This is a genomic window from Blastopirellula marina, from assembly GCF_002967765.1.
GTDB lineage: Bacteria > Planctomycetota > Planctomycetia > Pirellulales > Pirellulaceae > Bremerella > Bremerella marina_A.
In genome coordinates this window covers 514569-540210 of sequence record NZ_PUHY01000010.1, presented here as the reverse complement: position 1 = coordinate 540210, position 25642 = coordinate 514569, and the positions used below count along the sequence as shown (strand labels likewise).

Genomic DNA, 25642 nt, shown 5'->3' with positions numbered 1-25642 from the left:
AGTTCTCGTTACGCGGGACGTTGGAGATGTTTCTTCAGGAACGCCTCGACGGGTTGCCGGTATTTCTCTGAATAGAAAACACTGCCGCCATGGCCTGCTCCTGGGATGATGATCAACTCGAGTGGTAGGCCTGCTTCACGATAAACCTTTTCGATACGCTGTGACTGGTCCAGTAATACGGTGTTGTCCTTATCGCCATGCAAGACCAGAAACGGCGGATCGTCCTGCGTGACGTGAAAAGCCGCCGAGGCAAGTTTCGCGAGCTCGACCTTTTGATCGGCTCCACCTCCAAGTAGCTTGTAGACGACGGACCCCTCTTTATTCGCTCGGCTGGGCTGAGTCTTGGAACGTAAAACGAAATCGGTCGCGCCGAAGTAATCGACCACGCAGTCGACGCGTGACGATTGATCGAGATTCCCCCCGACCGTTCCTTCGAGTTGCTTAACATCGCCACTAGTTCCCACAAGTGCAGCTAAATGACCGCCGGCGCTTGAGCCAGCCACGGCGATTTTGTCGGTAGCGTAACCATATTTCTCCGCATTCGCACGCAGCCAGCGAATCGCTCCTTTACAATCGTGGATCTGAGCAGGAAAGGTCGCTTTGTCGGTCAAACGATACGAAATGCTGGCCACACTGTAACCATGCTCGGTAAGCCACTGGATGGGACACGATTTTTTGCTGCCACCTTGCCATCCGCCGCCATGAATCCAAACCACTAGCGGGCCCTTGCCAGTCTCAGGCTGATAGAGGTCGAGCCTTAGACGATGGCCGTCAACATTGGCGAATTCGAGATCCTTGGTGATCCGTGGTCCCGCGGCTTGAGCGAGAGGCAACAACTGAAACAACAACAACACCGCGAGCAAACGTGTGACGATTGTAAGAGACATAAGGAGTGTTCTTCCTGGAAGAGTTCGTTGGCAGGCGAGCGATTGATTTGAGGCAGATCATAAATTGCCCAGATCGATATTTCCAGCAACTTCAGCGAAACAAAGCTGTCGCCCACTGGTTAAATGTTCGATATACTGGTAAACCAGTAGAATGAATGCCTACCGGAGCCCCCACCGTGCGAAAGTTTCATTTAGTATTAATCGGATTGTTGTCCGTCGCCCTCGGATCGGCGCCTATGCTGGCGCAATTTGTTCCGAGGATGCGTCAACATTTAGTCAACCAGGCGCGAGCTTTAAGCTTGATTCCCGCCAATCAAAAGGCACCTGGTAAGAATCAAATATCGATCGAAGTCGTTGGCGATCAGCGGGTTATTCGCGCGAACGGCATTCCCGATCATCTGACTGGTGCGTTTCCCAACCGAGGAAATCCCAATCCGATCGCCGCACAGCAGTATGTCTTCCGGATTCCTGCCGAGCCGAAGATGGCCGAGCAGATCACGCCGCTACGAATGCAGGACTTCGGTATTGGCGTGAATGGAGTTCCTTTTGATCCAGGTGCGGCCGAATGGTATCAAGGTAATCCCCGTGGCGGCTGGCAGTACGAGGCCCTCTCCGGTGCCGTCGTGCTCGGAATCGATGCGAATCATGCCCATGTCCAGCCAACAGGTGCCTACCATTACCACGGACTGCCGACCGACCTGTTGAAAAGCTTGGGCGTCAAACAGGGACAGCATTCGCCAATCGTCGGCTGGGCTGCCGATGGTTTTCCGATTTATGCGCTATACGGTTTTCAAGACGCGAACAAAGCAGAGAGTCCCATTGTCGAACTCAAGTCTTCCTATCGCTTGAAAAAAGGAAGACGTCCCGGTGGCGAAGGGAATCCCGGAGGGAGCTACGACGGAACCTTTCTGGCAGATTACGAATTTGTCAAAGGTGCAGGCGATCTAGATGAATGCAACGGTCGTTTTGCTGTGACGCCTGATTTTCCTGAGGGCTCCTATGCGTATTACCTAACCAACCAATGGCCGGTAATTCCTCGGAACTACCGAGGAACGCCTTCTAGCGATTTTGAACGTGGCCCAAGGTCTGGTGGCGGTCCGGGCCGCCGACTGCCCCCGCGCGGCTTCGGACCACCACCGCCTCGACGTTGATTCTTAGGAACATGTAAGGAGCCCCCACCTTGCCTTGTTGGAACATTCTATTTGTTTGCTCACGCAACCTTTGGCGTAGCCCGACCGCAGAGAGAATCTATTGCGACGATCCTCGGATGGCGGTTCGATCGCGTGGCCTTAGCCCAAAGGCAGCGCGATGCCTGTCCACCAAGGATCTGGGATGGGCCGATATCGTATTTGTGATGGAGCACGATCACCTCACACGGTTGCGATCCAAGTTCCGTCGTCACTTGGCCCATCAGGTCGTGCAGGTGCTCGATATCCCTGATGAGTACCAATTTATGGACGCACGTCTGGTCGAACTTCTGCAAGATCGAGTAGAGTACTTCTTGCACCAAATTCAAGAAGACCTAACGACATCGATGGAATGAACCCACACGAAACGCTCGCCGTAGATGGTTACCTAATGTTGCCGAATGTCTTCGATTCGACCGCGATCGAGTCGTTAGCTGAGCGACTCATGGATGACCTGGTTGCCCATCCGGGACCCGCTGTCCTGCAAAGTCGCGATCGTATTTACGGATCACGCAATTTATTGGCTGCCAGTCCATGGCTCGCCGAGTTGGCAGCACACCCAGGCTTGTACCGTGTTTTGCGACAAACGCTGGGCGAGAACGTTGGCCTGGTGCGTGGGCTCTTTTTTGACAAGCCGCCTGATCGAACTTGGTCACTTCCTTGGCATCGTGATCGAACCATTGCGGTAAAAGATAACTCCCAACCGACGTTTACCTTTAAGAATCCCACATGCAAAGCGGGGATTGCGCACTTTGAGGCCCCAGAATCTTTGCTGAATGAGATGCTAACCCTGAGGATTCATCTCGACGCGATGACTGCCGAAAACGGTCCATTGGCGGTCATCCCTGGTTCGCATTTATTGGATTCAAGCCAAGAAGCGGCTCCTCTGGTACTCAGTGCGAACGCCGGGGACGTGTTGGCGATGCGCCCCCTGCTCTCTCACTCAAGTAGCATGTCAAAGGAAGGAACGACCGCCCATCGGCGAATCGTCCATCTCGAATTCGCGGCAGAAAAGAACTTGCCCGATGGCGTGCAGTGGAATGACTTCCTTCCTTTGCCAGTCAATCGGTGATCGATTTCATCTTAGTTCGGTTCCAGCCAGAACATGAAACCGTCGGTTGGTGGATCCATATCGCGATTACGCCGAAACATGTCAGGTTTTGCACGGACGCGCACTAGCTGAATCGGAAGATCAGCATCCGAGGCCTTCTGGCTCTCCACGGGCTCTAAAATCTTACGATCACCTAGGATAAAAATCCGCTGCCAGTCGATCTCAGACTCATGGACCTTTGCGAAGTGTTCGTAAATCAACGAATCGCTAACACGGTCGATACGTTCTACCCACTTACCATCTGTTCGCCGGGTTAACGAGAATGTAAGAATCCACTCGCCGGGACCGATCGTGTTGGATGGCTTGGCTTGCGGAAGCTCGACTTCGGGGATCTTGCCGACGACCGATTTCACCGCGAACGAAGTCGCCACGGGCACGAAGACGCGAAATTTCCAAACCATATTCTGGTGCGTCTCAAGCGCGATCACGTGAGCCATCGCTGGATCTTGGATCGCAAGGATACCTAATTGTTGGCGATATAATCGCAACTCTTCTTCCTGAACGCGGATCGTTTCCTTGCGCGCCCGGCTCAACACATGCACCTCGCCAAGTTGCCAGGCCGTGTAAAGATTTGAGAACACCAAGGAAACAAAGATTGCTGCCAGAAATAGCGTCAATAGTGAGAATCGTGGCCAGCGGGAACGCGGGGTTCGTAGCTTGCGTGAAAGGGCTCGGAGGCTCATGGCAGGCGTTATGATCGACCGTAGATCCGAGTCAAGCGATCGGTGGTCGTTGATGGAGGGAACTGATTAATTACCAGCGAGATAGCATACCTCAAAGCTTCAATTCATGGCGAAAATTTGGTCAAAGTCGATCAGCACAATCGCTAGTTGGCCCGTGCGTCTGGCCTGTTCACCGATTCCAACTTATTCACCGGCTCCAACCACAATACAAACCCATCGGTCGGCTTACTTTGATCCGGGGTGACGCCTGGTTCAAATCTTGGCCATTTTCGGATTCGAATCAGCTCGATTCGTTCGGACGGAACTTCTGTTTTTTGGCCGTAGTTCGGACTGAATTCACTGGTTCGCGTACTGCCCGGTTTTCCGTACCAAGACATCTTTTCTTCGTCGAGATGTATGGTCATGCTGGACTTGTCTCTGCCTTGCGCCATTTCGATTTTTTCTTTCCACTCACCAGCAGCATCCCGAAATATCGAAACGGTCAAACGCGTTTCCCCCGAGCTGAGTGTCGTATACTGATGGGCGACCGGATAGTCGTTTTCGGGGATGTCGCCGACTACTGAGCGAATGTCATACTTTTCTCCTTCGGGCACGAAGAGCCGCCAACACCAGACCAAGTCTTGATGCATTTCGATCGCGATAAGATGCGTCTTTGTTTCGTCCCCCACGCGAAGAATACCGAGTTGGTCTTTGTATTGCTCAATTTCTGCCAGATGCGAATCGATTTCCGCATTCTTCATGGCGATCGTCTCTTGCGACTTGCGTAAATGCCACGAAGTGATCAGGTTCGAGATCACCAGCGAGAGAAGTATCGCCAGGACAAAAAGAGTCCAAAGTAAGAATCGAAGCGGGAACCGCCGTCCCTCTTGGACGGCGGATTGGTTTTCATTGGCATCCATGCTGAGGCCTGGGGCAAATGGGGCTAGGTGGACGAGGGCTGATCGCCGACATCAATTTTGAACAATCGAGCCGCATTCTTCCACAGGATCAGCTCTAAACTTTTCTCCGGAAGTCCCAAGCCGCGGATAAACTTCAAGTAACTTTTCATGCCGCAGATCGGCCAGTCCGTACCGTAGAGCAAATATTTCGGCTCGCCTGCGTAAAGGATCATCTCCCGAATTTCCTGGAGCATGAATTTCTCGAACCGGTCTTCAAAGTCCCCCAGCACGAGCCCGCTAATATCGGCATGGGCGTTCTCATTCTTGTAGACGACCTCCATGCAGTCCCGAATCCATGGATTCCCGACGTGGCAAATCACCAGTTTTAAGTCTGGATTGTCGACCGCCACATCGTCGATGTGCAGCGGATGCGAGTAACGCACCTTCCCGGTAGGGCTATAGGTATCCCCACTGTGAATCATCACTGGTACGTCGAATTCCATGGCCAGGTCGTAGATTACCTGCAACCGATTGTCGTGCGGGTAGAACGGTTCGTATCCGGGATAAAGCTTCAGCCCTTTCACCAGGCCATCAGCCAGGAAGTCCGCGATCTCGCGCAGGTCGCGTTCCTTGTAGTGCAAATAGCTGATGCCGGCGACGACGAAGATGTTGTCCAGATCACGCGTGGCGGATACCACATCGCGCGTAGCTGGCCGATGCTCGGTAATTTTGTAAGAACTGAGCACCATTGCGTAGTCGACGCTGTTGTCGTGCATGTCAGCTTGCAACTTGTCGAGGCACTCTTTAATGGAGACAACCCGTTCCTCGTGGTAGTTATTCAAGTGGGTGTGGCAGTCGATGATCATCCTGAACTCCTCGGTCGAAAGTCATAAGTTTCGCGAACGAAGTGCAAATTTCATTCCGTTTCCTGCGTGCCGATTTCTCGACAGATTGGCTTGCTTTTCCTACCATACAGGCGGTCGGCCCTGCGGCACCATCCTTTTCTTGGGGCCTTTTTTGGGCCGCCAAAGATTTTCGGAGTGTGCTGCCATGATCGCTGATTTGCTGCGAGAAGAAAACAAGCCATCGACCCCGTTAACACCCCAAGTGGCGGATCATCCATGGCGGTTGTCGTTGAGTTGTTTCTGGTCAATCGTGTTTCTCTCGATCGGACTCATCGCTCCCAAATTACCTGACCTATTTCCTCATCTGCGGATTGGTTGGATGGTGGCCAGCTTCTTGCTCGCAACCGCCGCGGCAAGCATGACGTCTAGCAAACGATCGCTGCGGTTGATCTCAGCGGCGATCGGCGCTGTGCTGACGTTTGGCGTCTTCAGTTCGCTGGTTCAATACAACTTGATCGACGACGAGATGGACTATCGCTTGATGGACGCGAGTTGGTTCACGTCACGCGGTTACTTGGTGGCCGTATTGTTCTCGCCGATGGTCGCTTGGCACTGTGCCAGGATCGAACAACGGCTAAGCGATATTCCCGTGAGCAAGCGCGAACGAACCGCGGTTTGGCTGGGATTGCTGCAAAGTATCGGGATCGCCTTGGTTATCGTCGCTTTACTTTTTGTTGCGCCGATGCTGGCGGCTCAGGACGATTCAGCGAACGCTGGAAAATTCCTTGCCACGGGCGAGAATCCTTGGTTTGTCTTGGCAATCGGTGGTAGCACCCTGGTAGCGGGGACGATCAGTGGTCTCTTCGTTAGCCTGTTGCCTAGTCGATCGCAGTAACCTCATGACCAAGAGGATATGCCTGGTCACGAAGCTTCTGCATTTTGGGCACTCAACCGTCATGCCCAGACTCATATTACGATTCCACGCTTTGATAGCCGATCCTGCTGGTGGCTCCGAGGAGTTTCAGATTCAGTTTTCCACCGTGGAACAGCATCTCGTCGAGCGCGTTGTCGACGTCTTCCCGCGAGACCGTATCCGTGCCGTTGTGTTCTAGATGAAACTGAACGCTTCGCCGCATCAGTTCTTTGATGAACGCCGCACTGACTCCTTCGGTGCGACGCACTATTTCTGCGACGCTGTCTTCTGAAAGCCGCATTCCTTGGGAATAGAGCTCTACCAACTTGGCTCGTCCCTCTTCATCTGGCAGCGGGAACTCAATCGCCTGGTCAACCCTTCCCGGTCGCGAAGCGAGCGCCCCCTCAAGAGCTTCCGGACGATTGGTCGTCAGGATGAAAAGGATCGCGGCATCTTCCTTCAGACCATCCATTTCGTTCAACAGTTTGTTCAACAGCGACTCCTGCCCAGGCGTTTGAAGGTGTTCGCGATCGCGGGCAATCAAGTCGACATCCTCCAGTACAACCACACTTGGCTGCAGCAAGCGCGCCAGCGTCATGTAATCGGCCAGGTGTTGCACCTGCTCGGCCGAAATGATCAGTGTGGTGTGCCCTTCCAACGCTCGCGTCAGGAAGTGGATGGTATGCGTCTTGCCGGTTCCGGGAGGCCCATAGAAGAGCAACCCTTTTCGTGTCGATTGCCCAAAGTTCGCCAGCTGAGCTCGATTTTTCGTGAACTGGATTACGTTTCTCTCGAGCAGCTTGAGCGTGGAATCAGGCAGGATAATTTGTTCTCGTTCGACTTCGCGTAGTTTATGAACGCGAATCCCCGCGACGGCTCCAGAGTATTCGTCGCCAGCGTCTTCTAACGAGAGGATCTTCCCCCGATAACTAGGAGCCGATTGGATCGCGGATTCTAACTTTTCAAGTAAGGACTCGGCTGCCGCGGTCCCTGCCGGCGTATTGCATGATTGAACATGCAGATTCACCGAGGGAGGTGAACATGGATGCAGCATTCGCGATACCAGCATGCCCAATGCTTCACCTTGGTAGCGAAGCATCCAGAACCCATTTTTCACCACGCGAACTGGAGCCTCTCCTCCGATATCGACCGTCTCATACTCTGGCGAAACTGATGAAAGGGGATTGCTTCCTTGCATGGCGCCTGCCAATGTCATTCCGTGATAGATGTTCTCGTTTTGCACACCAACCGACGCCAGGATTTCGACACCCTCGTTTTTCATCGCATCGATCGCCCGCTGGATATCGGCGCGGACGCGAGCAGGAAAACGCCGTTCCGAAATGCAGACGTCGTCAACGCTCTTGCCACGAAAGTGTTTCCGCAACAGCGAGGGGATCGATGTCTTGTCGGACAACAACCGCATGGTCACATCCTTGATGATGACAAACAGCACGATGCCCGTGAGAACACCGCAGAAGAAGGTGAGATAATCCATGGCAAGGCCTCCGCACAAAATAAGAAGAGATCGATGAAAAAGTAGGCAGATAGAAAGGAATGATTGCCTTCGGTCATGGTAGCGAAATCGGTTGAGAATTGCGCGAATTCTTCAGCTGAATTGAAGACAAGCTGGGGCGATGAGATTTCGTTCGACAGGTTTGGCAAAAACTGTTTGCAATCGGCAAGCGGATGCGCAGAAAATGAAGGGAGACGTCGGGTCGGGAAAGGAGGCCTAGGCGGCGTTTCATGTTGTGTTTCGGCAACATGGCCAGCATTTAGGCGTTTGGGGCAAACATGCGAATTCGATCTGACTCTCTGGTATCGGTTTTGACGGTGCCGCGCACTTCAGATTGGGATTCGAGTGAACTTAAAAAGCCGATTGTCTGATTTAGGGGTAGAGTTGAAGGCATTGTCATCCCAGGGTGACGATTCGGTGAATTCCTGGCTCGACCCCAAAAGGTAAGAGCAATCAGGGCAGCCGTTCTTGAGACTCGCCAGAGCCCTCGATCAACGACTGCCACGCCATAAACCTCCATTTCCTAATGCTGAGTCTATCAAGGACACCCATCATGAGAGTTTGGCCCAAGCTCGCTTTCCTCTTCTTGTTTGCCTTCGTAACGCTGACGAACGCTTCGCTCGGTACGACGCTCGCCGCTGACGATGCAACGTTGACCGAGATTCGATCTGGCTCGGAGACATTCGTGAAGGCGTTCAACGCAGCGAACGCCAAGGCGGTCGCCGACCTTTGGACGAAACAAGGTGAATACGTCGACGGCGCCGGTCAGGTATTCAGCGGTCGCGAGGCGATTGAAAAAGAATACGCCACATTCTTCGCCGATCATAAAGGCGCGACCATGAAGGTCACGATCGATTCGTTGCGTTTGGTCGGTGACAATATCGCCATTGAAGAAGGTCGTGCGGAGGTCGAACCATCTCCCTCCGGCACCCCCGGTTACACGCTCTACACCGTTGTGCATAGCAAGGTCGACGGCAAGTGGCTGATGGCTTCCGTGCACGACAAGTTTGTCGCCAAGCCATCCAACTACGAAAGTATCGCCGACTTAGAGTGGATGATCGGTACCTGGGTCGCGGAAGAACGAGGAGCCAAGATGGAATCGGTCTGCCGTTGGGTGGCCGACAAAAGCTTTGTCGAGCGTACTTACACTACAACTCGCCACGACGGGACAACCTCTTCCGGTGTGCAGATCCTTGGTTGGAATCCGGTGACCAAGTCCGTCCAATCTTGGAACTTCAGCGCCGATGGTGGCCATGCGGTCGGCTTGTGGGTGCCCATTGATTCGGGATGGCGAGCAAACATGCGTGGCATGACGGGCGATGGGACAGTGACGACGTCGGTGAACGTACTGACTCGTCTGGACGACAATGCTTACTCGTGGCAGTCGGTCGATCGTACCGCTGGCGACGTTGCTTTACCGAATTCGGAAGAAGTGGTCGTTAAACGTCAGTAGACGCAACCGACTGAGAGTCATCCTCCCCCAATCCAACAGATCTCTGCGAGAAACCTTGTTATGAAACGCGTAATTACCTTCGCCTCGATCACACTTTGTTTTGCGATGCTGCTTCCTGCATCACCTAGCTGGGGCCGCGGCTTCGGCGGTGGTGGTTTCCATGGAGGTGGCTTCGGTGGTGGAGGCGGTTTCCACGGAGGCGGACCAGCCCTAGGTGGTGGTGGCTTCGGCGGAGGTGGCTTTCACGGTGGTGGCCCCGCACTTGGTGGCGGCGGCTTAGGTGGCCTAGGCGGAGGTGGTGGGTTCCAAGGTGGACCTGGCCTCGGCGGTGGCGGCTTTGGCGGCGGCGCTGGTGGCGCCGGATTGGGTGGCGCTGGACTTGGAGGTAACGGTTTAGGCGAACGCGGCTTGGGCCCGGGCGGTCTGGGTGGAAACGGCCTTGGCGGTGGCGGCTTCGGCGGCGCTGGGGGACCTGGCTTGGATGCCTTACGAGGAAATCTGGGTGGCGGTGCTGGACTGAATGATCTGCGGGGCAACCTCGGTGGCGGAGCGGCATTGAATAATGCGCGCGGAAACCTGGGTGGTGGACTCGGTAACCTGTCGCAAGACAGCTTCGGCGATCGTTTCTCTGGCAACGCTCCAACACGCAGCCAGTTGAGCGGTTTCCTCGGCCTTCCTTCCGATGGTGGCATGCATGATCTGAGCAACAACTTCAACGTCAATCACGGATCGTATAACGGACCTGGTGGCGACGCCCACGGCTCGAGCATCACCGGCCCTCGCGGCAACACCGTTTATCACGGCGGAGCAGAAGGAGCTGGTGGCGGTGACATTCATGGTAGTGGGGTTGCTGGAAACGACGGTGGCGGCGCGGCTCATATTGGCGGACAAGGCCCCGGCGGCGATCGATTTGCTGGTTCCGGCGTGCGTGGCCCTGATGGTGGCGCCGCTGCCCGAGGTGGTGTGGTCGGTCCCAACGGTGCCGCTGGTGGTCGTGCCGTGCGAGGACCGAACGGTGGATTCGCTGCTGGTGGAGCTGCGGTTGGCCCACGTGGGGCCGCCGCTGGTTTCGTCCGTGTTTCTCCTTCCGGACGTTATCACTCGGCCGTGGCGGTTCGCTCGAACTTCAATAACTGGGGAATGTATCACGGCGGTTGGTATACCAGTCACCCAGGGGCATGGTTCTGTGCCGGCTGGGCCGCTGGCACGGCCTGGCAGTGGGCAACTTGGAACTCGGTTGGTACGTGGATGGCCTATTATCCAACGACACCAATCTATTACGACTACGGTAACAACGTGACCTACGTCGACAACAGCGTGTACGTCAACGGCCAAGACGTCGGGACTTCGCAAGAGTACTACGATTCGGCCAGCCAGTTGGCGACCGACGGCGCCGATGCCAAGGCCCCCAGCGATGGCGATTGGATGCCACTGGGCGTGTTCGCACTGACCAAAACCGACGAAACCAAGTCAAACGTCACCATCCAGCTGGCGATCAACAAGCAAGGTATCATTCGCGGTAACTACACCGACAACGAGTCGGGCGATACCCAGGTGGTCGAAGGTTCCGTCGATAAGAAGACGCAGCGTGTGGCGTTCACCGTGGGGGACAATAAGAACGACGTCGTTGAGACAGGCCTTTACAACCTGACCAAGGACGAAGCTCCCGTGCTGATTCACTTCGGTGCGGAGAAAACCGAGCAGTGGTTGCTGGTGCGACTCAAAGATCAGAATTCCTCTTCTGACGATTCTTCTGCCAGTAGCTAATCTTGAGAAAACCGGGTGCCATGTCCTCGTCTACGTTGCATGGCACCCGTTTTGCTTTTCTTGCGTCACGATGCCCCGCCAGGCATCACTTTCTGGACGCCACGCTCGTTGATCCGACTGAGCACTCGTCGCCGAGTCAAACGATTCGAAAGAATTTACGCGCTTAACCCCAATATCGGGAAAGCCCTAGCGAAGCACTCCGGCACGGAACAAATGGATCGAGACAGGCTCGATGGTGACGTGCTGCACGAATGCCCCTACGTTCCAACCCCGAGATGAACATCATGCCTCAAAAACAAAAGAATCCCATGCTTGATCCGGTTGTCATGAGCTTAATTGCCTCCACGATCGCTACCGGGCTCGCTTGGAAAGTATCATTCATCGACCAGCAATTTCAGAAGCCGAGCGTCCAATGGGGCTTTGCAATTGCGATCCCGGTTATGTTCTTCGGAGCAACGGCCGTCATCTCGTTGGTGCGGCAATGGATTCGAAAGAAGTTCGGCTAGTAGACCATCGCCGCCAGAGTTCTCTAAGCAAACCGATTGCCTGACATCGATCGTCAGGCTTTATTTGCCAAGAGCATCACGAACGGCAGGTTCGATCTTCTCGGGACTCGTTTGCGGAGCAAACCGCTTGATCGGCGTTCCATCGCGGCCGAGGAGGAACTTCGTAAAATTCCATTTAATCCCCTGCCCCAAGATCCCCGGCAGCTTCTTCTTCAGCCACACAAACAGTGGGTGCGTTCCCTTACCGTTGACTTCAATCTTTTCGAACATCGGGAAGCTCACGCCGTAATTGATTAAGCAGCCTGAGGCGATCTCTTCGCTATCCCCCGGTTCCTGACCACCAAATTGGTTGCAGGGAAAACCAAGGATCACCAGCCCGTCGTCGTGGTACTTCTTGTAAAGATCTTCCAGGCCAGCGTACTGGGGCGTCAAACCGCACTTGCTTGCGGTGTTAACGACCAGAACAACCTTGTCCTGAAACTGCGAAAGATCAACGTCCTCTCCCTTCAGAGAGTTCGCGTGGAAGTCATAGAACGTCTGGTTCTCTTGCTGGGTCGTCATAAGCTCAATCGGGATTAATTCGTCGACGGCGTGGCATCGACCGTGGATGGATCGAAGTTTGCTTCGGCTTGACGATACTTGTTCAGTTCCCAGGCGAGCGCGGCCACGGCGGCGATGATCACGGCAGCGTCGTCGCTCAAACCGACCAGCGGTAGCAAGTCAGGCACGGCATCAATTGGCGTAATCAGATAAACAATCGCACCGATCGCCATCGACCGGGAAACCCAGCTGGCATTCTTGTCGGTGATCATTCGCCACAATGCCATCACGTCGTTCCACATCTTGCGAATCGGTCCCCGGTTCATGCCGCGGATCTTCTCTCGGATCTGTTCGACGTCCTCTTCACTCGCCCGTTGGGCATATTCATTGAGTCGTTCGTAAGCGTCAGCAGTCATAAATATCTCTCTAGCTCCTCGATTGAATCGTAGAAGCAGCCCCGAAAATGTCCAGCCACGCCAATGGGTGAGATGGCAACTCTGAACATTCGGCGCATACCTATACACCGTGGTATTCGTCGTTGAAAAACCGATCTTGCAGGTATTTTCTAAGAAATGCGTTTGTAGACAGAATCCACCGCTGGTTGCCCTATGTAGTTTGGCCCCGCGTGGTCGTTGGCACCTAGGTAAGCGAAAGGGAAGCACAATAAAGGACTTACCGCGACTTCAAGCAGTCGACTTTTTGAGGAATAGCTTCCCCCTGCCTGACGAATCACAGCAGCAACTTCGCGGCCAATGGATTGGCGGTTGATGCACTGAACGTTGTTCATATCGAGATGACCGACAAAACGTCCACCTGGTTTCAGCCATCTGGCGGCTCGCTGCAGGAGCCCCAGCTTATCACCCACGTAATGCAAGCCATGGACGCAAGTGATCAGATCGAAAGGATCATCCGGTTCCCAATGGTGGAGCGATGCTGCAACGAGTGTGAGGCTTGGCAAGTCAGTGCCGCCTGGGTCGAACATCGGGACAAGGTCAACTCCAACAATTTCAATTGACAGTACCTCCTGCCGAACGATTTTGGCCGCATCCATGATCGCTTTGCCGGTTCCACAACAGAGATCAAGCCACCGTACCGATTTCCCAGCCTCGGCATAAGAACGCATCGCGTCCAGCGGGTTAAAACGCAAATCAAGTGCGTAACTGTTGGGGCCACTTAATTGCCGCTCGCGATTCATCTGCGAGTTCGCAACGATATCCGATGCTTCTAATTCATGGAGAGAGAGCATGCTCTTCCTCAGGCTGCTGCTCACCACGCGCCGCTTCGACCGCTTCTTCGTAGTCGGCTAAGGTTCCCTTCGTCACGGTCGCTTTCGATGGACTCACATAGATCCAATGCCCTGCTGACCACAGCACCGAGAACAGCCCGGCGTCGATCATCAGCGTCGAACCCTTATCGACTACTTCCGCGCCACTGTTCGTGCTCGGCCGGCGAATGCGATAGTAATTCTCTTCTACTTTTCCTTTGCCGCTCACCTCGGCGTCGTACTTCTTACTGTAAGTACGGAACTTGTATCGATCGCGGTCGGAACTCTTAGTCTTGGAAACTTCCAGAAAGCAGATGAAGTCGTCACTCGTGATGATCGCGCCACCCTCGCTGGGGACCCCGAAGCTTTCGACAGGAGAATCATCGCTGATCGATGGGGCCTGCTTCATGAGCGCTTTTAATTGCCAAGGAATACCCGGCGGTGGCTCAGGCGAATCGGCAAGCACGTCGGCCACGAAGAAGAACGATAACGTGACGACCATCCATAGGTTGAGTACGGTTTTCAATGGAGGCTCCTGGCATGGGGATGATGTTGGGCCGCTTCTTACGCAACTCCGTTATCGTACCCCTAGAAGCGTGTCGGATCGACGATTTCATGCCAAATAATCGCGAGTGTCGTGGGAGAGATAGCGATGGGATTACGGATCAACGGGAGAAAGCCAGAACATCATACCGTCAGTGACTTCCGTAAAGTCGGTGTTCGTGGACGGCGCAGCTCGATGTTTCAAGAGCAAAATATTTGAGCCGAGATCGAACGTTTGCTGTGGTCCTCCCTTGAAGATGCCGCGTTCACTCTTGAAGGTCTTGTCGCTGATCAGCGGGGCCATATCTTCGTCCCGAATTCCCCAAGACATGTCGCTTCGTTCACCCGAGTCATCGGTCACCAGACGATGAAAACGCCAGCGATCTTGGCCGTCTCGCTGAATGCTGAGCGTTATCAACAACTCGCCATCCGCAACGGGGTAATGACTACTTCGCTCCTTCGGGAACTTGAGATCGTCCGGCTGATGATTTATGCCAGGGATTTCGCGATAGATCGCGCACAGTTCGTACTGCGCGCCCGGTGGAATGTAAACCCGCCACTGCCAGGTAAGCTCGTGGTGAGGATCGACCGCGATGACGTAAACCTTGGCTGGGTCTTCTATCGAGAGATGCCCGAACTCGGTGCGATATTGGCGAAGTGTGCGGTTCGCGTCGTACAGCAACCAGGAAGTTCGCAGGTGCGATCCGATCAAGCAAATCACAAACAGAACCAGAGTCATGCTACCGAGCGAGAACCGAAAACGTCGCCATCGCCGGGGCGAAGACTCAATTTCTGACTTAGTAACAGACGACTCAGACATAAAGCGGGCGTTTCCTGGGACAGGGTTAGGACGCGAATAAGACTCGTAGTGATAAGCGTTCACTGCAGAGCATGCAAGTCGCAACCGTCTGTCCCCTCCATAGTTCACCTCGCGTTTTCAGACCCCCACGAAAACTTTCTTCCCCTGCCTGGGCAACGCCTTACGCTGGCCTGGAGGAAAATATTGCTTGCAAGGTTTACATGATCTCTGGATAACCAAACGCATCTCGAAACCAATCCCTGATTCTATCGTAATCCAAGTATTTCCATTCGATGACCGAGACCTATTTACAACTGGCGAAAGAGCTCGACGCGTACACCGCGGGCGTTCTGCCGCCGCTCGGTCGAACGGCGCCACCCACCGGCGAAGAGATCAAACGTTCAGTACGTGAGCTTGTCACGCACATCGATCACACGCTGGTTTCGATCTCTGGGCGGATACGTGCCCTGGATGAATCGCTGAAAGAAACGCAGTTAAAACAAACAGGTAGCGACGAACCTCTCCCGCCGCGGACGCCGAAAGAGGTGCTGGACGATCTAAAGCTGAGTGTGAATACCCCGGCACCGAGAAATCGGTTTTCCTGGTCCTCGGTCGGCAAACGGCTGAAGCGGCTGATCAGACGTGTCAACGACGAACAAGAGCATGCCGATCAAGAGGAGGACCGCCGGCAGCGTTACCGGGAACAACGAGAGCAAGAGGGCAAAGATCTTTGGTCATGTCGCCCGCCGGGGCCAACACCCCGCCCCAAACGCCGCCGCTCACACGCACCACCCAAGGTGAACCTTAAAGAGCCAAGTGAAGTGCCAGAAGGTATTGGCCCTTTCATTAACCTAGCAGAAGAAAGTTGCGCTCAAGCAACCAGTTCTCCTCGGTGTGCCCCTGGCATCCTGCCCGGGTCTTCGAAGGATGTGTCCAACGATTCAGCGAATTCGATCGAACTCCACGATCAGCAAGTTCTCACGTCGAAAGACACGGACCAGAGGCCCGTGGCACACAGCAAGGGAAACGCTGATGCGTTGGACGTATGCTCGAAAGAGGCTGTACTAGCGCATGAAAAAGGATGGCGACCGGAAACTACCAGCGGCCATCCTGATGTTGTGACATGGGACTGCGGAGAAAAGATCCGCCGCCAATCGTTAGTAAGGACGCGGGGTAACGCGGCCTTGGACGCGGCTCGGCAGACCTTGGATTCGCAGGAAGCCTTCGGCGTCGTCCTGGTTGTAGCTGCCGCCACCTTCCATCGTGGCGATTCCTTCGTCGTACAAGCTGGTCTCGCTCGAACGGCTGTCGACGATGATGTTCCCCTTGTACAGCTTGAAGGTCACTTCGCCGGTGCACTTCTCCATCGCGTTCTTGATGAAAGCGAGCAAGGCATCGAACTTGGCGTTGTACCAGAAGCCGTTGTAAACGTCTTCGGCGACAATCGTCTTCAATTGGTCACGCAGGTGAATCAGGTCGCGGTCGAGCGTCAGCTGTTCGACGTTCAGCAGAGCATCGTACAGGATGGTCATGCCTGGGGCTTCGTACACACCACGGCTCTTCATGCCGACGAAGCGGTTTTCGACCATGTCGATCCGACCGATGCCGTTGCGTCCGCCGATGTCGTTCAGCTTGGTGACCACTTCCAAGGCGGTGCATTTCTCGCCGTTGACGTGGGTCGGGACACCCTTCTCGACCTTGATGGTGACCGTTTCCGCTTGATCGGGGGCATCCTGAGGACTGACCGTCATGCCGAAGTCGACCAGTTCGACACCGTTGACGCCCAAGTCTTCCAATTCGCCCGCTTCGTAGCTGATGTGCAGACAGTTTTCGTCACTGCTGTACGGCTTGGCAGTCGAAGCCTTGACCGGGATGTTCTTTTCGTTGCAGTAAGCGATCAGCTCGGTGCGGCCAGGGAACTTATCACGGAAACGCTTAATTCGCCACGGAGCGATCACCTGCACGCTCGGGTCGAGGGCTTCGGCGGCCAACTGGAAACGGCACTGATCGTTCCCCTTGCCGGTCGCACCGTGAGCGTACGCGTCGGCACCCACTTCTTTGGCAACCTGCAAACAAAGCTTGCTGATCAGCGGGCGAGCGATCGAGGTACCCAGCAGGTAAATCGATTCGTACTTGGCTTGCCACTGCAGAACGGGGAACGCGAAATCGCGGCACATCTCTTCACGGCCGTCAACAATGCGGGACGAAACGGCGCCACAATCCTTGGCTTTCTGCAGGATGGCCTCGCGGTCTTCGCAAGGCTGTCCCAGATCGACGTAAACGGCATGCACGTCGTAACCTTCGTCTTGCAGCCATCCCAAGATGACCGAAGTATCGAGACCCCCAGAGTAAGCAAGGACACAGCTTGGCATTTTGATGCTCGCAGGCGAATAGGCAATGAAGCGGAAAAACGGGATTCGGCTGGCGGACGATCCGCAACGACGCGAACGGCCAGACTGCCAATTCCCTACGTGGGAAGAGGAAGCCCCGAAACAAGAGGTTCATTCTGCGATAGGGGGGGCGATGAGACAAGGGGCGGTCAGGGCGAAATAGAGACAACCGCACTGGGGATTATCCTTGCGACGGCTCATCAGGCCGGGTACTTTGCAAACGCCACGAGCGGGGAAAGCCCCATTGTGGCTGGCAACATCCCTCCCCCACCGCGACCTATCTCCGGCATGAATTCAGCGTCCGACAATATGACCGAACAACGAGTCCCGGCAGAAACCAACCCTTTCACTTCGCCCGAAGTGGCGGTGGTCGACCAACAAGAGTTCCCAAACGTTCCCAGCGGGCGGGTGCTTTGGAGCTGCCTGGTGATTGGCAGCGTGCTGAACTTGCTGACGTCGATTTCGTATTACGCGAATTCCGACGTCTATTTCATCTGCAAAGTATTGTGGAGTTTGCCCAACTTTCTGTATGGCGTCATGTATGGCTTGGGGTTGGCGCTGCTGACGCATGCGGTTGTCCATCGACGGTTATCAACGCTCTCGCCCGGGCACTGGCGGTTGATTGTTTTCTTATCGCTCTTAGGAGACGAATTGGCATGGTTTGTGTCGTTGGCGCTGTCGACGGCGCTATACCTCGTGTTCCCAGTGGTAACGAAGGAGTCACGCGCATGGCGACATCATGCGCGGGTAATGGCAGCCGCATATTCACTCGACTTGGTCAGCAAGGGGCTTGCCAGGGTGGTGGAAGAAGTTCACACAACCGGAGTTCGTTCTTTGCTCGGAGGGTATGAACTCCTATACGGTGTGATGATTACAATCAACTGGGGGTTGCTCGTTCTGAATCTCGTGGCGGTGATTTTAATTCTGCTGGGCATTCGTTCCGATCGTCAAGCAAACATTCCTCGTGACAGTTATCACTACGCCGGACTCATGCTCATTGTGCTGGTTCCGTGGCTGCACATGGCGGTGTACCAAATCATCGTCACGTTAGCTGCTTACGAATAACTGGCAGCCCTACTTGCGACTTTGATTTTCGCCTTTTCAGAATCCACCAGGAGTAGGGCTCGATTTCAATTCATTCGCCGGATCTGGCAATTTGGCGTAATTAATTGCTGTTATTATTTGGCCGTAAATTAAGCTGAGCCTAAGAGTTCGTATGAGTCCTACCAGCCCAGAGAACACCCCCTTGGAAGAAAATCCGTTTGCTGCCCCCAGTATCGAGTCGATGGAGGTCGAACCGTCGGAAAATGTTGTAGGGCTTGGCTTGCCGTTAACGCCTGGGGTGCCGTTCGTGGCGGTGTGCGTCGTGCTCGGGATCCTCTCGAAAATGGTGGTCTTCTACGGGATCGCCTTCTTGATGGAGGCCCAGTGGATCGAAATGTGGAGTTGGGTGCTTGAGGAAGTCGTGTGGGGGGCGATCGCTGGCCTTGGGGCGGCTGTTTTCTTCCACGCGGTGCGCCGTGGTCAGCTGACCCAGTTGATGCCAGGGCATTGGCGGCTGGTGGCAATCTCGGGAGTGATCGTTGGAGATCTGCTGTACACGTTTGCGATTCTGACTCAGCTGGTTAACGAAGATAACAACTTCGTGGGCGTCCAGATCATCTTTCAGCAAGGGATACGAGAGTTGTTGGCGGCGGCCCTGTTCTTGATGGTCATTCGGACAACCGTGGAAACCTACCCTTGGCGAGTTTACGCTTGGATGTGCTTGGTCTACTACGTCGTCATGCTATTGGCTTCGCTTGCATCCCCGTTTTGGTTCGACGGCTTCGCCGGTGCAGGATTTGGGAGTGTTTACATCGTTTTAACGGGGATCTCGAATCTGATTGCGGCGGTGATCCTGGTCTTGCTGCTCATGGCCATCGTCATCGATTTTCGCCGCAAGATTCCTCGCGATGCGTACCACTACTTGGGCTTGGCATTGCCTATCGCAGCGTTGCTGTTCCAGGTCGGCTTGAATTCGATCTTGTTTGGTTTCTAATTTGCCCGCTTGCTACGTTCCAAGCTGACCGCGAAGATCACTTCATTACCGCACGAAAACTATGTCTCCACCCTCCCCTGAAATCGACTCGCCCGAGCCACACAATCCGTTTCAATCGCCTGCCATGACCGAGGTTGAAGCGATCGAGCCGGAGCACCTGGAAAAACTGACGCTACCCAGTTGGCGGTTGGTGGTGGGATGCGTTCTTGTGGTGAGTGGAATACTTGGCGTTACGTGGTCCTCTTTTCCAGATTTCCAGTTACCTGAAACCATCGGGGGAGGACTGATTCTGACATTTATTGTTTGTCTTTTGATAGTGGCCGTGACGGCAGGGATGGGGATCTCGCTATTTATTCAAGCAGTTCGTCGACGCGAGTTCTCTCGGCTTATGCCAGGTCATTGGCGACTCATCGCCTTTGCGACGAGCATCGTCGGTCAGGTTGTCGTTGGGATTGTGGACTTATTCGCGGGTACCGTAAAAACCAATGGGCTGGGGTACTTTCTGGTGTACATGCCGGAAGCGATTCTCGCATTCGCGTTCTATGGTTGGGTGCTACGAACCACACAGGAAACGAAATGGTGGAGACAATATGCCTGGATATGTGTGGTCTACTACCTATCGATCGGCTCAGAAACGATCGCCCGGTGGTTGGTTTACCAGAAAGGTTTCGGGAGCCCTTGGAACCCATACAATGGGTTTGAAGTGGCATACGTGTTAGCTGGTTTAGTCGCGATGATCGCTTTCATCGCGGCCATGCTGGCAGACGACCGGCGTCAGACCAAGCGAGATTGGTATCACGCGGTGGGATTGGTGATGCCACCGTTCGCGTTATTCGCGACATGGATGATGTTCGCAATTATCATCCGCGCCGATTAACGGTTACCCCTGAGAACACAAAAAAATACTACGACCCTAAGTCGTTCGTCCGCAACTCCTTCAACTTGCCTGCGAGGCGTGCTTTGAAATCGGCGACTAGGTCTGCGTAGTCGGGATCGGAAGCCAGGTTGTTGTATTGCTGAGGATCCTTGTGCATGTCGAACAGTTCCACACCACCGGAAGCGTCTTCGTTGTATTGAATGAACGCCCAATCGGCGGTACGTAGCAGAAAGCCATTTTGCATCGGCGAGACGTTGAGGATCTCGTCGTGAACAATTTCCTTGGGATCGCTCAGAAGGGGTGAGATGTCCTTGCCTTGCAGACGATCTTGTGGCTTGAGCCCGCACAATGCGGCGGTGGTTGGGTAGAGATCGAGAAGCTGCGTCAGCGAATCGCAAACGGCCGGCTCCTTGCCAGGGACTTTGATGATCAGCGGCACGCTGGCCGATTCCTCGTGCAGGCTCACCTTCGCCCAGAAGTCGTGTTGCCCGAGGTGAAAGCCGTGATCGCTGGTGAAAATCACAATCGTATTGTCCGCTTCCCCAGAAGCCTCGAGCGCGTCGAGCACCTTGCCGACCTGGGCGTCGAGAAACGCAACAGCCCCATAGTATCCACCGACCGCTTTTTTCTGGCGGCGGATATCCATTTTCATGTTTTTGCTAGTCTTATAGTTAATCCCTTGCTTAGGAATATCATCCCAGTCGCCCGGCACCTTCTCCGGCAATTCATTCTTGGCGTACGGCTTGTACGCTTCGACATATTTGCGGGGAGAAACAAACGGCACGTGCGGGCGAACGAAGCCGACCGCCAGAAAGAACGGCTGCTCGGCCTTCGCATGCTGCTCGATCAACTCAACTGCTTTTGCCGCCGTTTTGCCATCGCTATGAACCAGGTCGTCCCCGTCCGCTTCGACCACGACAAACGTGTTGCCACCAACCACCGGCCTCTTTCCGTCGGGGTTGCTTTCCAACGTTTCGCCATCGCCGGGGGCTTTCCACTCGGGGCCAGGGCTATTAAAGCGTTCGTCCCACGAGATCGGATCGTCGGCGCCATCACCCCCACTTTCGATCCCGCCAGGAACGCCCATGTGATAGATCTTGCTCACGCGAGCCGTGTAATAACCGTTATCGCGAAAGTATTGCGGCCAGGTCGGGCGATCGCCGATCTTCGGACGGGGGCTCACATAGCCGAACACTTTAGTCGCGTGCGGATAATAGCCCGAAAGAAACGAAGCCCGCGATGGCCCGCAGTAGGTGGCGTTGCAATAAGCATGCGTGAAACGCGTTCCCTGCGATGCCAGGCGATCGATGTTGGGCGTTTGCGAAACTTTATTTCCATAACAGGAAAGAGCTGTCGGCGTAAGATCGTCGGAAATGATGAACAGCACGTTCATCGGTTTTTCCGCGGCCGCAGCCCACGAACTCATCCAAACGACGACCAACAGCGGCAAGCAAACAGAACGAAACATCGGCAGAAGATCCTAGGCAGGGGCAGCTTGTGGTGTGGCGGGGTGTCGCCTTTAGTGTAGACAAACCTTCGTGAAATTGCACGTTCCGATTTTAGGAGTAATCGACTTGATACCACCTGACATCAAGTCCACAATAGAGACACGTTCCTTCCTCCCTTTTCCCACCCGAAATTCAAGTGACCGACCCATGAGATATATGTTGACCGCCTTCCTGATTGGTCTTGGTTTAATCTGCAACACCGCGACGACGCGAGCCGCCGAAACGGAAGAAGGCTTCGTCCCGTTGTTCAATGGGAAGAACTTCGACGGATGGATCGAAAACCCTGGTTACGTGGCGGAAGATGGCAAGATTGTCTGTGCTCCGTCGAAGGGAAAAGGGAATCTGTTCACGAAGGATGAGTACGCCAATTTCATTCTCCGCTTTGAATTCAAGCTACCGCCAGGTGCGAATAACGGCCTTGGGATTCGAGCCCCGATGGGTGGTACGACCTCGCGTACGGGTTACGAACTTCAGATTTTGGACGATACCGCCAAGAAGTACGAGAAGTTGAAACCGTATCAGTATCACGGTTCGCTTTACGGTCTGGCCCCGGCAAAGCGTGGCCACCTGAAGCCGGTAGGTGAATGGAACGAGCAGAAAGTCACCGTCGACGGCGATTTGATTAAGGTCGTCCTCAATGGAACCGAAATCTTGAACGTGGATCTCGAAGAGATTCGCAACAACCCGACCATGGATGGCAACGAGCACCCCGGCCTCAAGCGATCGACCGGACATATCGGCTTCCTCGGACATGGCAGCCCGGTGGAATTTCGCAACCTGCAAATCAAAGTCTTGCCTGAGGCAAAATAGGCCCTGCCCAACCCGCTCTAGGTCTTACGCGAAATCGTACGTATACTGGAGGCTCCTCCCTCACGATCCTCTTGGAGCCTTCTAATGCGTTGGATGAGTTTGCTAGTTTGGCTGTGCCTGATTTCGCTGGTTGCTGCGAACGATCCTTGCGAGCAGCCGACGCCCGATGCGATGGCGAAAGAACTGGGCGTGAAGCTCCCGCGGCGTCCTTGGCACCTGGCCAACATCTGGTGGTTCTTCGATGGACCAGTCAAGAATTTTGAATCGCTTGAAATGGATGTCACCATTGATCGTGATGTCCCCGAAACCTATAACCTTTACGTCTCTCCCTGTGGTTCTTCGCTGATCAACGGTTTGCAGTTTTACGGCGGTTTGCAGACGAACGTGAACGGTTGGGTCAGCGGTGACGAACAAACCCGCGTTCATCGTGGCCATGGAGCGATCTTCTCGCGGTGGTCGTCCGACAAGAAGACACCGATCGGCCTTGAGCATGTCCGCAAAGCGGCCGACGAGTGCCTGGTGGAAAGTGCCGGGTACGAAGGGAAATTCGCCAGCGTCCGTCGTCCGTATGCTTGGAAGAAAGGGACCTACACTTGGGGCATCTACAAGGGGGAAACGATTGAGCGGGATGGTAAGCCGTCGACGTGGTTCACTTGCCGGGTTCGTAATCATGCCAACGACGAAGTGACCGAAGTGGGCAGCCTGCTGTTTGAAGGGACCGAGTTTGAGTTCTGGAATCGCCATTCGGCATTCGTCGAAGTTTATTCCACCTCGGAAATTCGCCGGTCGAACATTCCGAAGGTCAAGGTCACCTTCAGCCGACCACGCATCAACGGCGAGAAAGTCCCCTTGAAGCGAGCGATGGCCTTTTACCCGGACGAAGCCGCCGGTTCGACCAGTTCGCCCGACTGCGCGAAAGTGAAAGCGGACGGTGAAAACGCCGTCGTGGAAGTGGGGGCGATATTCGTCCGCGATCCGAAACAGCGGCGGCACGGGTTAGATCTCACGACCGCTGAGTAGTCATTGCAACTTCAACGCGACCAACTTCGCGCAACCTACGCCCTGCCCCGCCCGGCGGCGAATCGCTGGCGGGCTGCTTCGATCTCGGCGTGATGCTGCTCGGCCCATTTCCACACGCCGCAGAATGCCTCGCCTAAGCTTTCACCCAGCGGAGTTAGTTCGTACTCGACACGCGGTGGTACTTCGGCATAAATGGTTCGCTGAACGAGACCGTCGCATTCCATTTGTCGCAAGGTTTGCGTAAGCATCTTTTGGCTGATGCCTGGGACGAACCGACCGAGTTGCTTGAACCGCGTCACCCCGTTTTCATCCAGGGCTTCCAGAATCAAGAGCGTCCATTTATCGGCAACCTTTCCGATGATGTCGTTGACCAATTCAGACACCTGGGGATCGATCTCCGACCATTCTGGCGAATCTTCTGAAGCTGATTGTGTTTCATTTTTCCCGGTCATTTCCAATACTCACCTTGCGGTAACCAACCAACTTTTCGGTGCCTGCCTTCTTTACGAGAGCGTCACGTCTATCGTTGTATGCAGACGGCAATTCTGTCAATCAAGCGGAAGGAACAAATCATGAAGATGAGCGGCAACACGATTTTGATCACGGGTGGTGGAAGCGGAATTGGACGCGGCCTGGCTGAGGCCTTTCATGCGCTAGGAAATCAGGTATTCATCGCCGGGCGGCGGCAAGAATCGCTGGACGAAGTCACCACAGCCAATCCCGGGATGAAGAGTTATCAACTTTATGTGACCTCGCCGGTGGGAATCGCGGCGCTGGCGAAGAAGGTCACCGACGAAGTTGCTGGCTTGAACGTGGTGATTCATAACTCAGGCATCATGCGACCGGAGGATTACACTGCGGATCGTGTTGATCCACAAACGGCGGAAGCTACGATTGCCACGAATCTGCTCGGTCCGATTCGTTTAACCGCGGCACTACTTCCTCACCTCAGAACGCAGGCCGCATCGACGATTATGACCGTCTCGTCCGGGCTAGCCTTCACGCCATTGGCCCTCACACCGAGCTACTGTGCGACGAAGGCGGCGATTCATTCGTGGTCGATTTCACTGCGGCATCAATTGCGAGACACATCTGTCGAAGTTCTCGAACTGGCACCTCCCTACGTGCAGACGGAATTGATGGGGCCGCATCAAGCAAACGACCCCCACGCGATGCCCCTGGACGACTTTATTTCGGAAGTGATGCAACTTATCGAGGCGGGACCTACGCATGGCGAGATTCTCGTTCAACGCGTCATGAACTTACGAAACTCGGAAGCAAGCGGAAACTTCTGGGGAGAGTTCGAGCGACTGAATACGCTAAGTCATCGATTCAAACTGAATCTCGGTTCTCTAACAAAACTCTGGAGTGGGAGGTAACCTTCTGAGATAATTTGTCATTCAAGTTGATCGTTTCGCTTGTTGGTTCGAGTGGTCGTTTTATTCGCTGCCCCTCATGGTGAAGTGTCGTAGCGAATGTTGTGTTGAGAATGTTTGCCAACGTCGAATTTCGCATCGCCTATTCCGAAAACGTTCGCCGCGTCATGCGTCATGCGAATCGCTTGGCAAGGAAACTGAATGATGACTGGATCGGTACCGAACACCTCTTGCAGGGCATGTTGATTGAGCAAGACAGCGACATGATGCGTGTTTTCACGGCGATGAAGACGGACGTTGCTGCTTGCCACAAAGAAATCGGCCGCTTGACCCAGCCAAGGCCTGCCCAGCGGCAACAAGAGCCGCTGGCACTCACGCCGCGGGCAAAGCTAATGTTGGACTACGCAGTGACCTGGGCACGACGTCTTAATCAAGCCCAACTTCAGCCAGTGGATCTTCTCGTCGGAGCCCTGTGTGAGCGCGAAGGACTCGCTGCTCAGGTACTCATGAATGTCGGACTCGAACTGAGGGGAGTCTGTCGTTACATGTTGGCCTCTTTCTAGCTGGCGATGGCGTGGTATCTACTCCGGAAAAGGTGTTGTTGTTCAGGTATGTGTATATTGTCTAATAATCTACGTAAACGAGATAGGTGTTCATATGAGATAAAATACCGATTATTTTATATTAGAGTCTGGTGTGTAATAAGGAATGTGGTATTGTCTCTGTCACGCTAC

Annotated in this window: 27 protein-coding genes; 14 read left to right on the top strand and 13 right to left on the bottom strand. The window is 54.5% G+C overall.

Annotated elements, in window-relative coordinates; genetic code table 11:
• Window positions 1-8 precede the first annotated feature (8 nt).
• A complete protein-coding gene (locus tag C5Y83_RS13230; protein ID WP_105330207.1) occupies window positions 9-887 on the bottom strand; it encodes an alpha/beta hydrolase in 879 nt (292 codons plus the stop codon).
• A gap of 236 nt (window positions 888-1123) precedes the next feature.
• Here C5Y83_RS13230 and C5Y83_RS13225 point away from each other — a divergent pair, with 236 nt between their 5' ends.
• The 3 genes from C5Y83_RS13225 to C5Y83_RS13215 all read left to right on the top strand — a co-directional run bounded on the left by C5Y83_RS13225 (window position 1124) and on the right by C5Y83_RS13215 (window position 3146).
• Entirely contained in the window at window positions 1124-2038 is a 915-nt protein-coding gene (locus C5Y83_RS13225; protein ID WP_233207207.1) for a YHYH protein, read from the top strand.
• Between the two features lie 116 nt (window positions 2039-2154).
• A complete protein-coding gene (locus C5Y83_RS13220) occupies window positions 2155-2430 on the top strand; it encodes a hypothetical protein (RefSeq protein ID WP_199195038.1) in 276 nt (91 codons plus the stop codon).
• Complete coding sequence (locus tag C5Y83_RS13215) at window positions 2427-3146, top strand: phytanoyl-CoA dioxygenase family protein (protein ID WP_105330204.1); 720 nt, start codon at window positions 2427-2429, stop codon at window positions 3144-3146. Before C5Y83_RS13220 ends, C5Y83_RS13215 begins: the two co-directional genes overlap by 4 nt.
• Before the next feature lie 11 nt (window positions 3147-3157).
• Here the strand turns inward: C5Y83_RS13215 and C5Y83_RS13210 are convergent, their stop codons facing one another.
• The 3 genes from C5Y83_RS13210 to C5Y83_RS13200 all read right to left on the bottom strand — a co-directional run bounded on the left by C5Y83_RS13210 (window position 3158) and on the right by C5Y83_RS13200 (window position 5612).
• Window positions 3158-3802 (bottom strand): hypothetical protein, encoded by a 645-nt coding sequence (locus tag C5Y83_RS13210; RefSeq protein ID WP_105330203.1) that lies wholly within the window; start codon window positions 3800-3802, stop codon window positions 3158-3160.
• Window positions 3803-4011: 209 nt separating this feature from the next.
• Entirely contained in the window at window positions 4012-4767 is a 756-nt protein-coding gene (locus C5Y83_RS13205) for a hypothetical protein (RefSeq protein ID WP_105330202.1), read from the bottom strand.
• Between the two features lie 23 nt (window positions 4768-4790).
• Window positions 4791-5612 (bottom strand): amidohydrolase family protein, encoded by an 822-nt coding sequence (locus C5Y83_RS13200; protein WP_105330201.1) that lies wholly within the window; start codon window positions 5610-5612, stop codon window positions 4791-4793.
• Between the two features lie 184 nt (window positions 5613-5796).
• Here C5Y83_RS13200 and C5Y83_RS13195 point away from each other — a divergent pair, with 184 nt between their 5' ends.
• Window positions 5797-6486, top strand: a complete 690-nt coding sequence (locus tag C5Y83_RS13195) for a hypothetical protein (protein WP_105330200.1) — start codon at window positions 5797-5799, stop codon at window positions 6484-6486.
• Between the two features lie 76 nt (window positions 6487-6562).
• Here the strand turns inward: C5Y83_RS13195 and C5Y83_RS13190 are convergent, their stop codons facing one another.
• Complete coding sequence (locus tag C5Y83_RS13190; RefSeq protein WP_105330199.1) at window positions 6563-7999, bottom strand: AAA family ATPase; 1437 nt, start codon at window positions 7997-7999, stop codon at window positions 6563-6565.
• Between the two features lie 571 nt (window positions 8000-8570).
• Here C5Y83_RS13190 and C5Y83_RS13185 point away from each other — a divergent pair.
• The 3 genes from C5Y83_RS13185 (at window position 8571) to C5Y83_RS13170 (ending at window position 11743) form a co-directional block, all read left to right on the top strand.
• Window positions 8571-9470 (top strand): SgcJ/EcaC family oxidoreductase, encoded by a 900-nt coding sequence (locus C5Y83_RS13185; RefSeq protein WP_158262350.1) that lies wholly within the window; start codon window positions 8571-8573, stop codon window positions 9468-9470.
• 60 nt (window positions 9471-9530) lie between these two features.
• Window positions 9531-11237, top strand: a complete 1707-nt coding sequence (locus C5Y83_RS13180) for a protocadherin (protein WP_199195037.1) — start codon at window positions 9531-9533, stop codon at window positions 11235-11237.
• Between the two features lie 284 nt (window positions 11238-11521).
• Entirely contained in the window at window positions 11522-11743 is a 222-nt protein-coding gene (locus C5Y83_RS13170; RefSeq protein ID WP_146117770.1) for a hypothetical protein, read from the top strand.
• Between the two features lie 60 nt (window positions 11744-11803).
• On the opposite strand, the gene C5Y83_RS13165 is transcribed toward C5Y83_RS13170, so the two are convergent.
• From C5Y83_RS13165 to C5Y83_RS13140, 6 genes are all read right to left on the bottom strand, one after another.
• The gene (locus tag C5Y83_RS13165; protein WP_105330194.1) at window positions 11804-12304 is read right to left on the bottom strand and encodes a glutathione peroxidase; all 501 of its coding nucleotides are present in this window, start codon (window positions 12302-12304) and stop codon (window positions 11804-11806) included.
• Between the two features lie 14 nt (window positions 12305-12318).
• Window positions 12319-12699 (bottom strand): YkvA family protein, encoded by a 381-nt coding sequence (locus C5Y83_RS13160; protein WP_105330193.1) that lies wholly within the window; start codon window positions 12697-12699, stop codon window positions 12319-12321.
• A gap of 149 nt (window positions 12700-12848) precedes the next feature.
• Window positions 12849-13529 carry a class I SAM-dependent methyltransferase gene (locus C5Y83_RS13155; RefSeq protein WP_105330192.1) on the bottom strand — a complete coding sequence of 227 codons (681 nt, stop codon included), beginning with the start codon at window positions 13527-13529 and terminating at the stop codon, window positions 12849-12851.
• Complete coding sequence (locus C5Y83_RS13150; protein WP_146117769.1) at window positions 13513-14073, bottom strand: hypothetical protein; 561 nt, start codon at window positions 14071-14073, stop codon at window positions 13513-13515. Before C5Y83_RS13150 ends, C5Y83_RS13155 begins: the two co-directional genes overlap by 17 nt.
• Before the next feature lie 132 nt (window positions 14074-14205).
• Window positions 14206-14910: a hypothetical protein gene (locus tag C5Y83_RS13145; protein ID WP_146117768.1), complete on the bottom strand. Its 705-nt coding sequence runs from the start codon at window positions 14908-14910 to the stop codon at window positions 14206-14208.
• Between the two features lie 1136 nt (window positions 14911-16046).
• Window positions 16047-17261, bottom strand: a complete 1215-nt coding sequence (locus C5Y83_RS13140; RefSeq protein WP_105330189.1) for an argininosuccinate synthase — start codon at window positions 17259-17261, stop codon at window positions 16047-16049.
• 306 nt (window positions 17262-17567) lie between these two features.
• Between C5Y83_RS13140 and C5Y83_RS13135 the strand changes: the two genes are divergently transcribed.
• From C5Y83_RS13135 to C5Y83_RS13125, 3 genes are all read left to right on the top strand, one after another.
• Window positions 17568-18344, top strand: a complete 777-nt coding sequence (locus C5Y83_RS13135) for a hypothetical protein (RefSeq protein ID WP_146117767.1) — start codon at window positions 17568-17570, stop codon at window positions 18342-18344.
• Window positions 18345-18495: 151 nt separating this feature from the next.
• A complete protein-coding gene (locus C5Y83_RS13130) occupies window positions 18496-19317 on the top strand; it encodes a hypothetical protein (RefSeq protein ID WP_105330187.1) in 822 nt (273 codons plus the stop codon).
• A gap of 61 nt (window positions 19318-19378) precedes the next feature.
• Window positions 19379-20194: a hypothetical protein gene (locus C5Y83_RS13125; protein WP_105330186.1), complete on the top strand. Its 816-nt coding sequence runs from the start codon at window positions 19379-19381 to the stop codon at window positions 20192-20194.
• A 28-nt stretch (window positions 20195-20222) separates the two neighbouring features.
• On the opposite strand, the gene C5Y83_RS13120 is transcribed toward C5Y83_RS13125, so the two are convergent.
• On the bottom strand, window positions 20223-21662 hold the full coding sequence (locus tag C5Y83_RS13120) for a sulfatase (RefSeq protein WP_105330185.1): 1440 nt from the start codon (window positions 21660-21662) through the stop codon (window positions 20223-20225).
• A gap of 187 nt (window positions 21663-21849) precedes the next feature.
• On the opposite strand from C5Y83_RS13120, the gene C5Y83_RS13115 reads away from it, so the two are divergent.
• Window positions 21850-22512, top strand: coding sequence for a DUF1080 domain-containing protein (locus C5Y83_RS13115; protein WP_105330184.1), 663 nt, complete (start codon window positions 21850-21852; stop codon window positions 22510-22512).
• Between the two features lie 84 nt (window positions 22513-22596).
• Window positions 22597-23532 carry a DUF3472 domain-containing protein gene (locus C5Y83_RS13110; protein WP_105330183.1) on the top strand — a complete coding sequence of 312 codons (936 nt, stop codon included), beginning with the start codon at window positions 22597-22599 and terminating at the stop codon, window positions 23530-23532.
• A 35-nt stretch (window positions 23533-23567) separates the two neighbouring features.
• Here C5Y83_RS13110 and C5Y83_RS13105 read toward each other — a convergent pair whose 3' ends face one another.
• On the bottom strand, window positions 23568-23984 hold the full coding sequence (locus C5Y83_RS13105; protein WP_105330182.1) for a winged helix-turn-helix transcriptional regulator: 417 nt from the start codon (window positions 23982-23984) through the stop codon (window positions 23568-23570).
• Between the two features lie 120 nt (window positions 23985-24104).
• Here C5Y83_RS13105 and C5Y83_RS13100 point away from each other — a divergent pair, with 120 nt between their 5' ends.
• On the top strand, window positions 24105-24911 hold the full coding sequence (locus C5Y83_RS13100; protein WP_105330781.1) for an SDR family oxidoreductase: 807 nt from the start codon (window positions 24105-24107) through the stop codon (window positions 24909-24911).
• Between the two features lie 110 nt (window positions 24912-25021).
• Window positions 25022-25471 (top strand): Clp protease N-terminal domain-containing protein, encoded by a 450-nt coding sequence (locus C5Y83_RS13095; protein WP_105330181.1) that lies wholly within the window; start codon window positions 25022-25024, stop codon window positions 25469-25471.
• The last annotated feature ends 171 nt before the right edge of the window (window positions 25472-25642 follow it).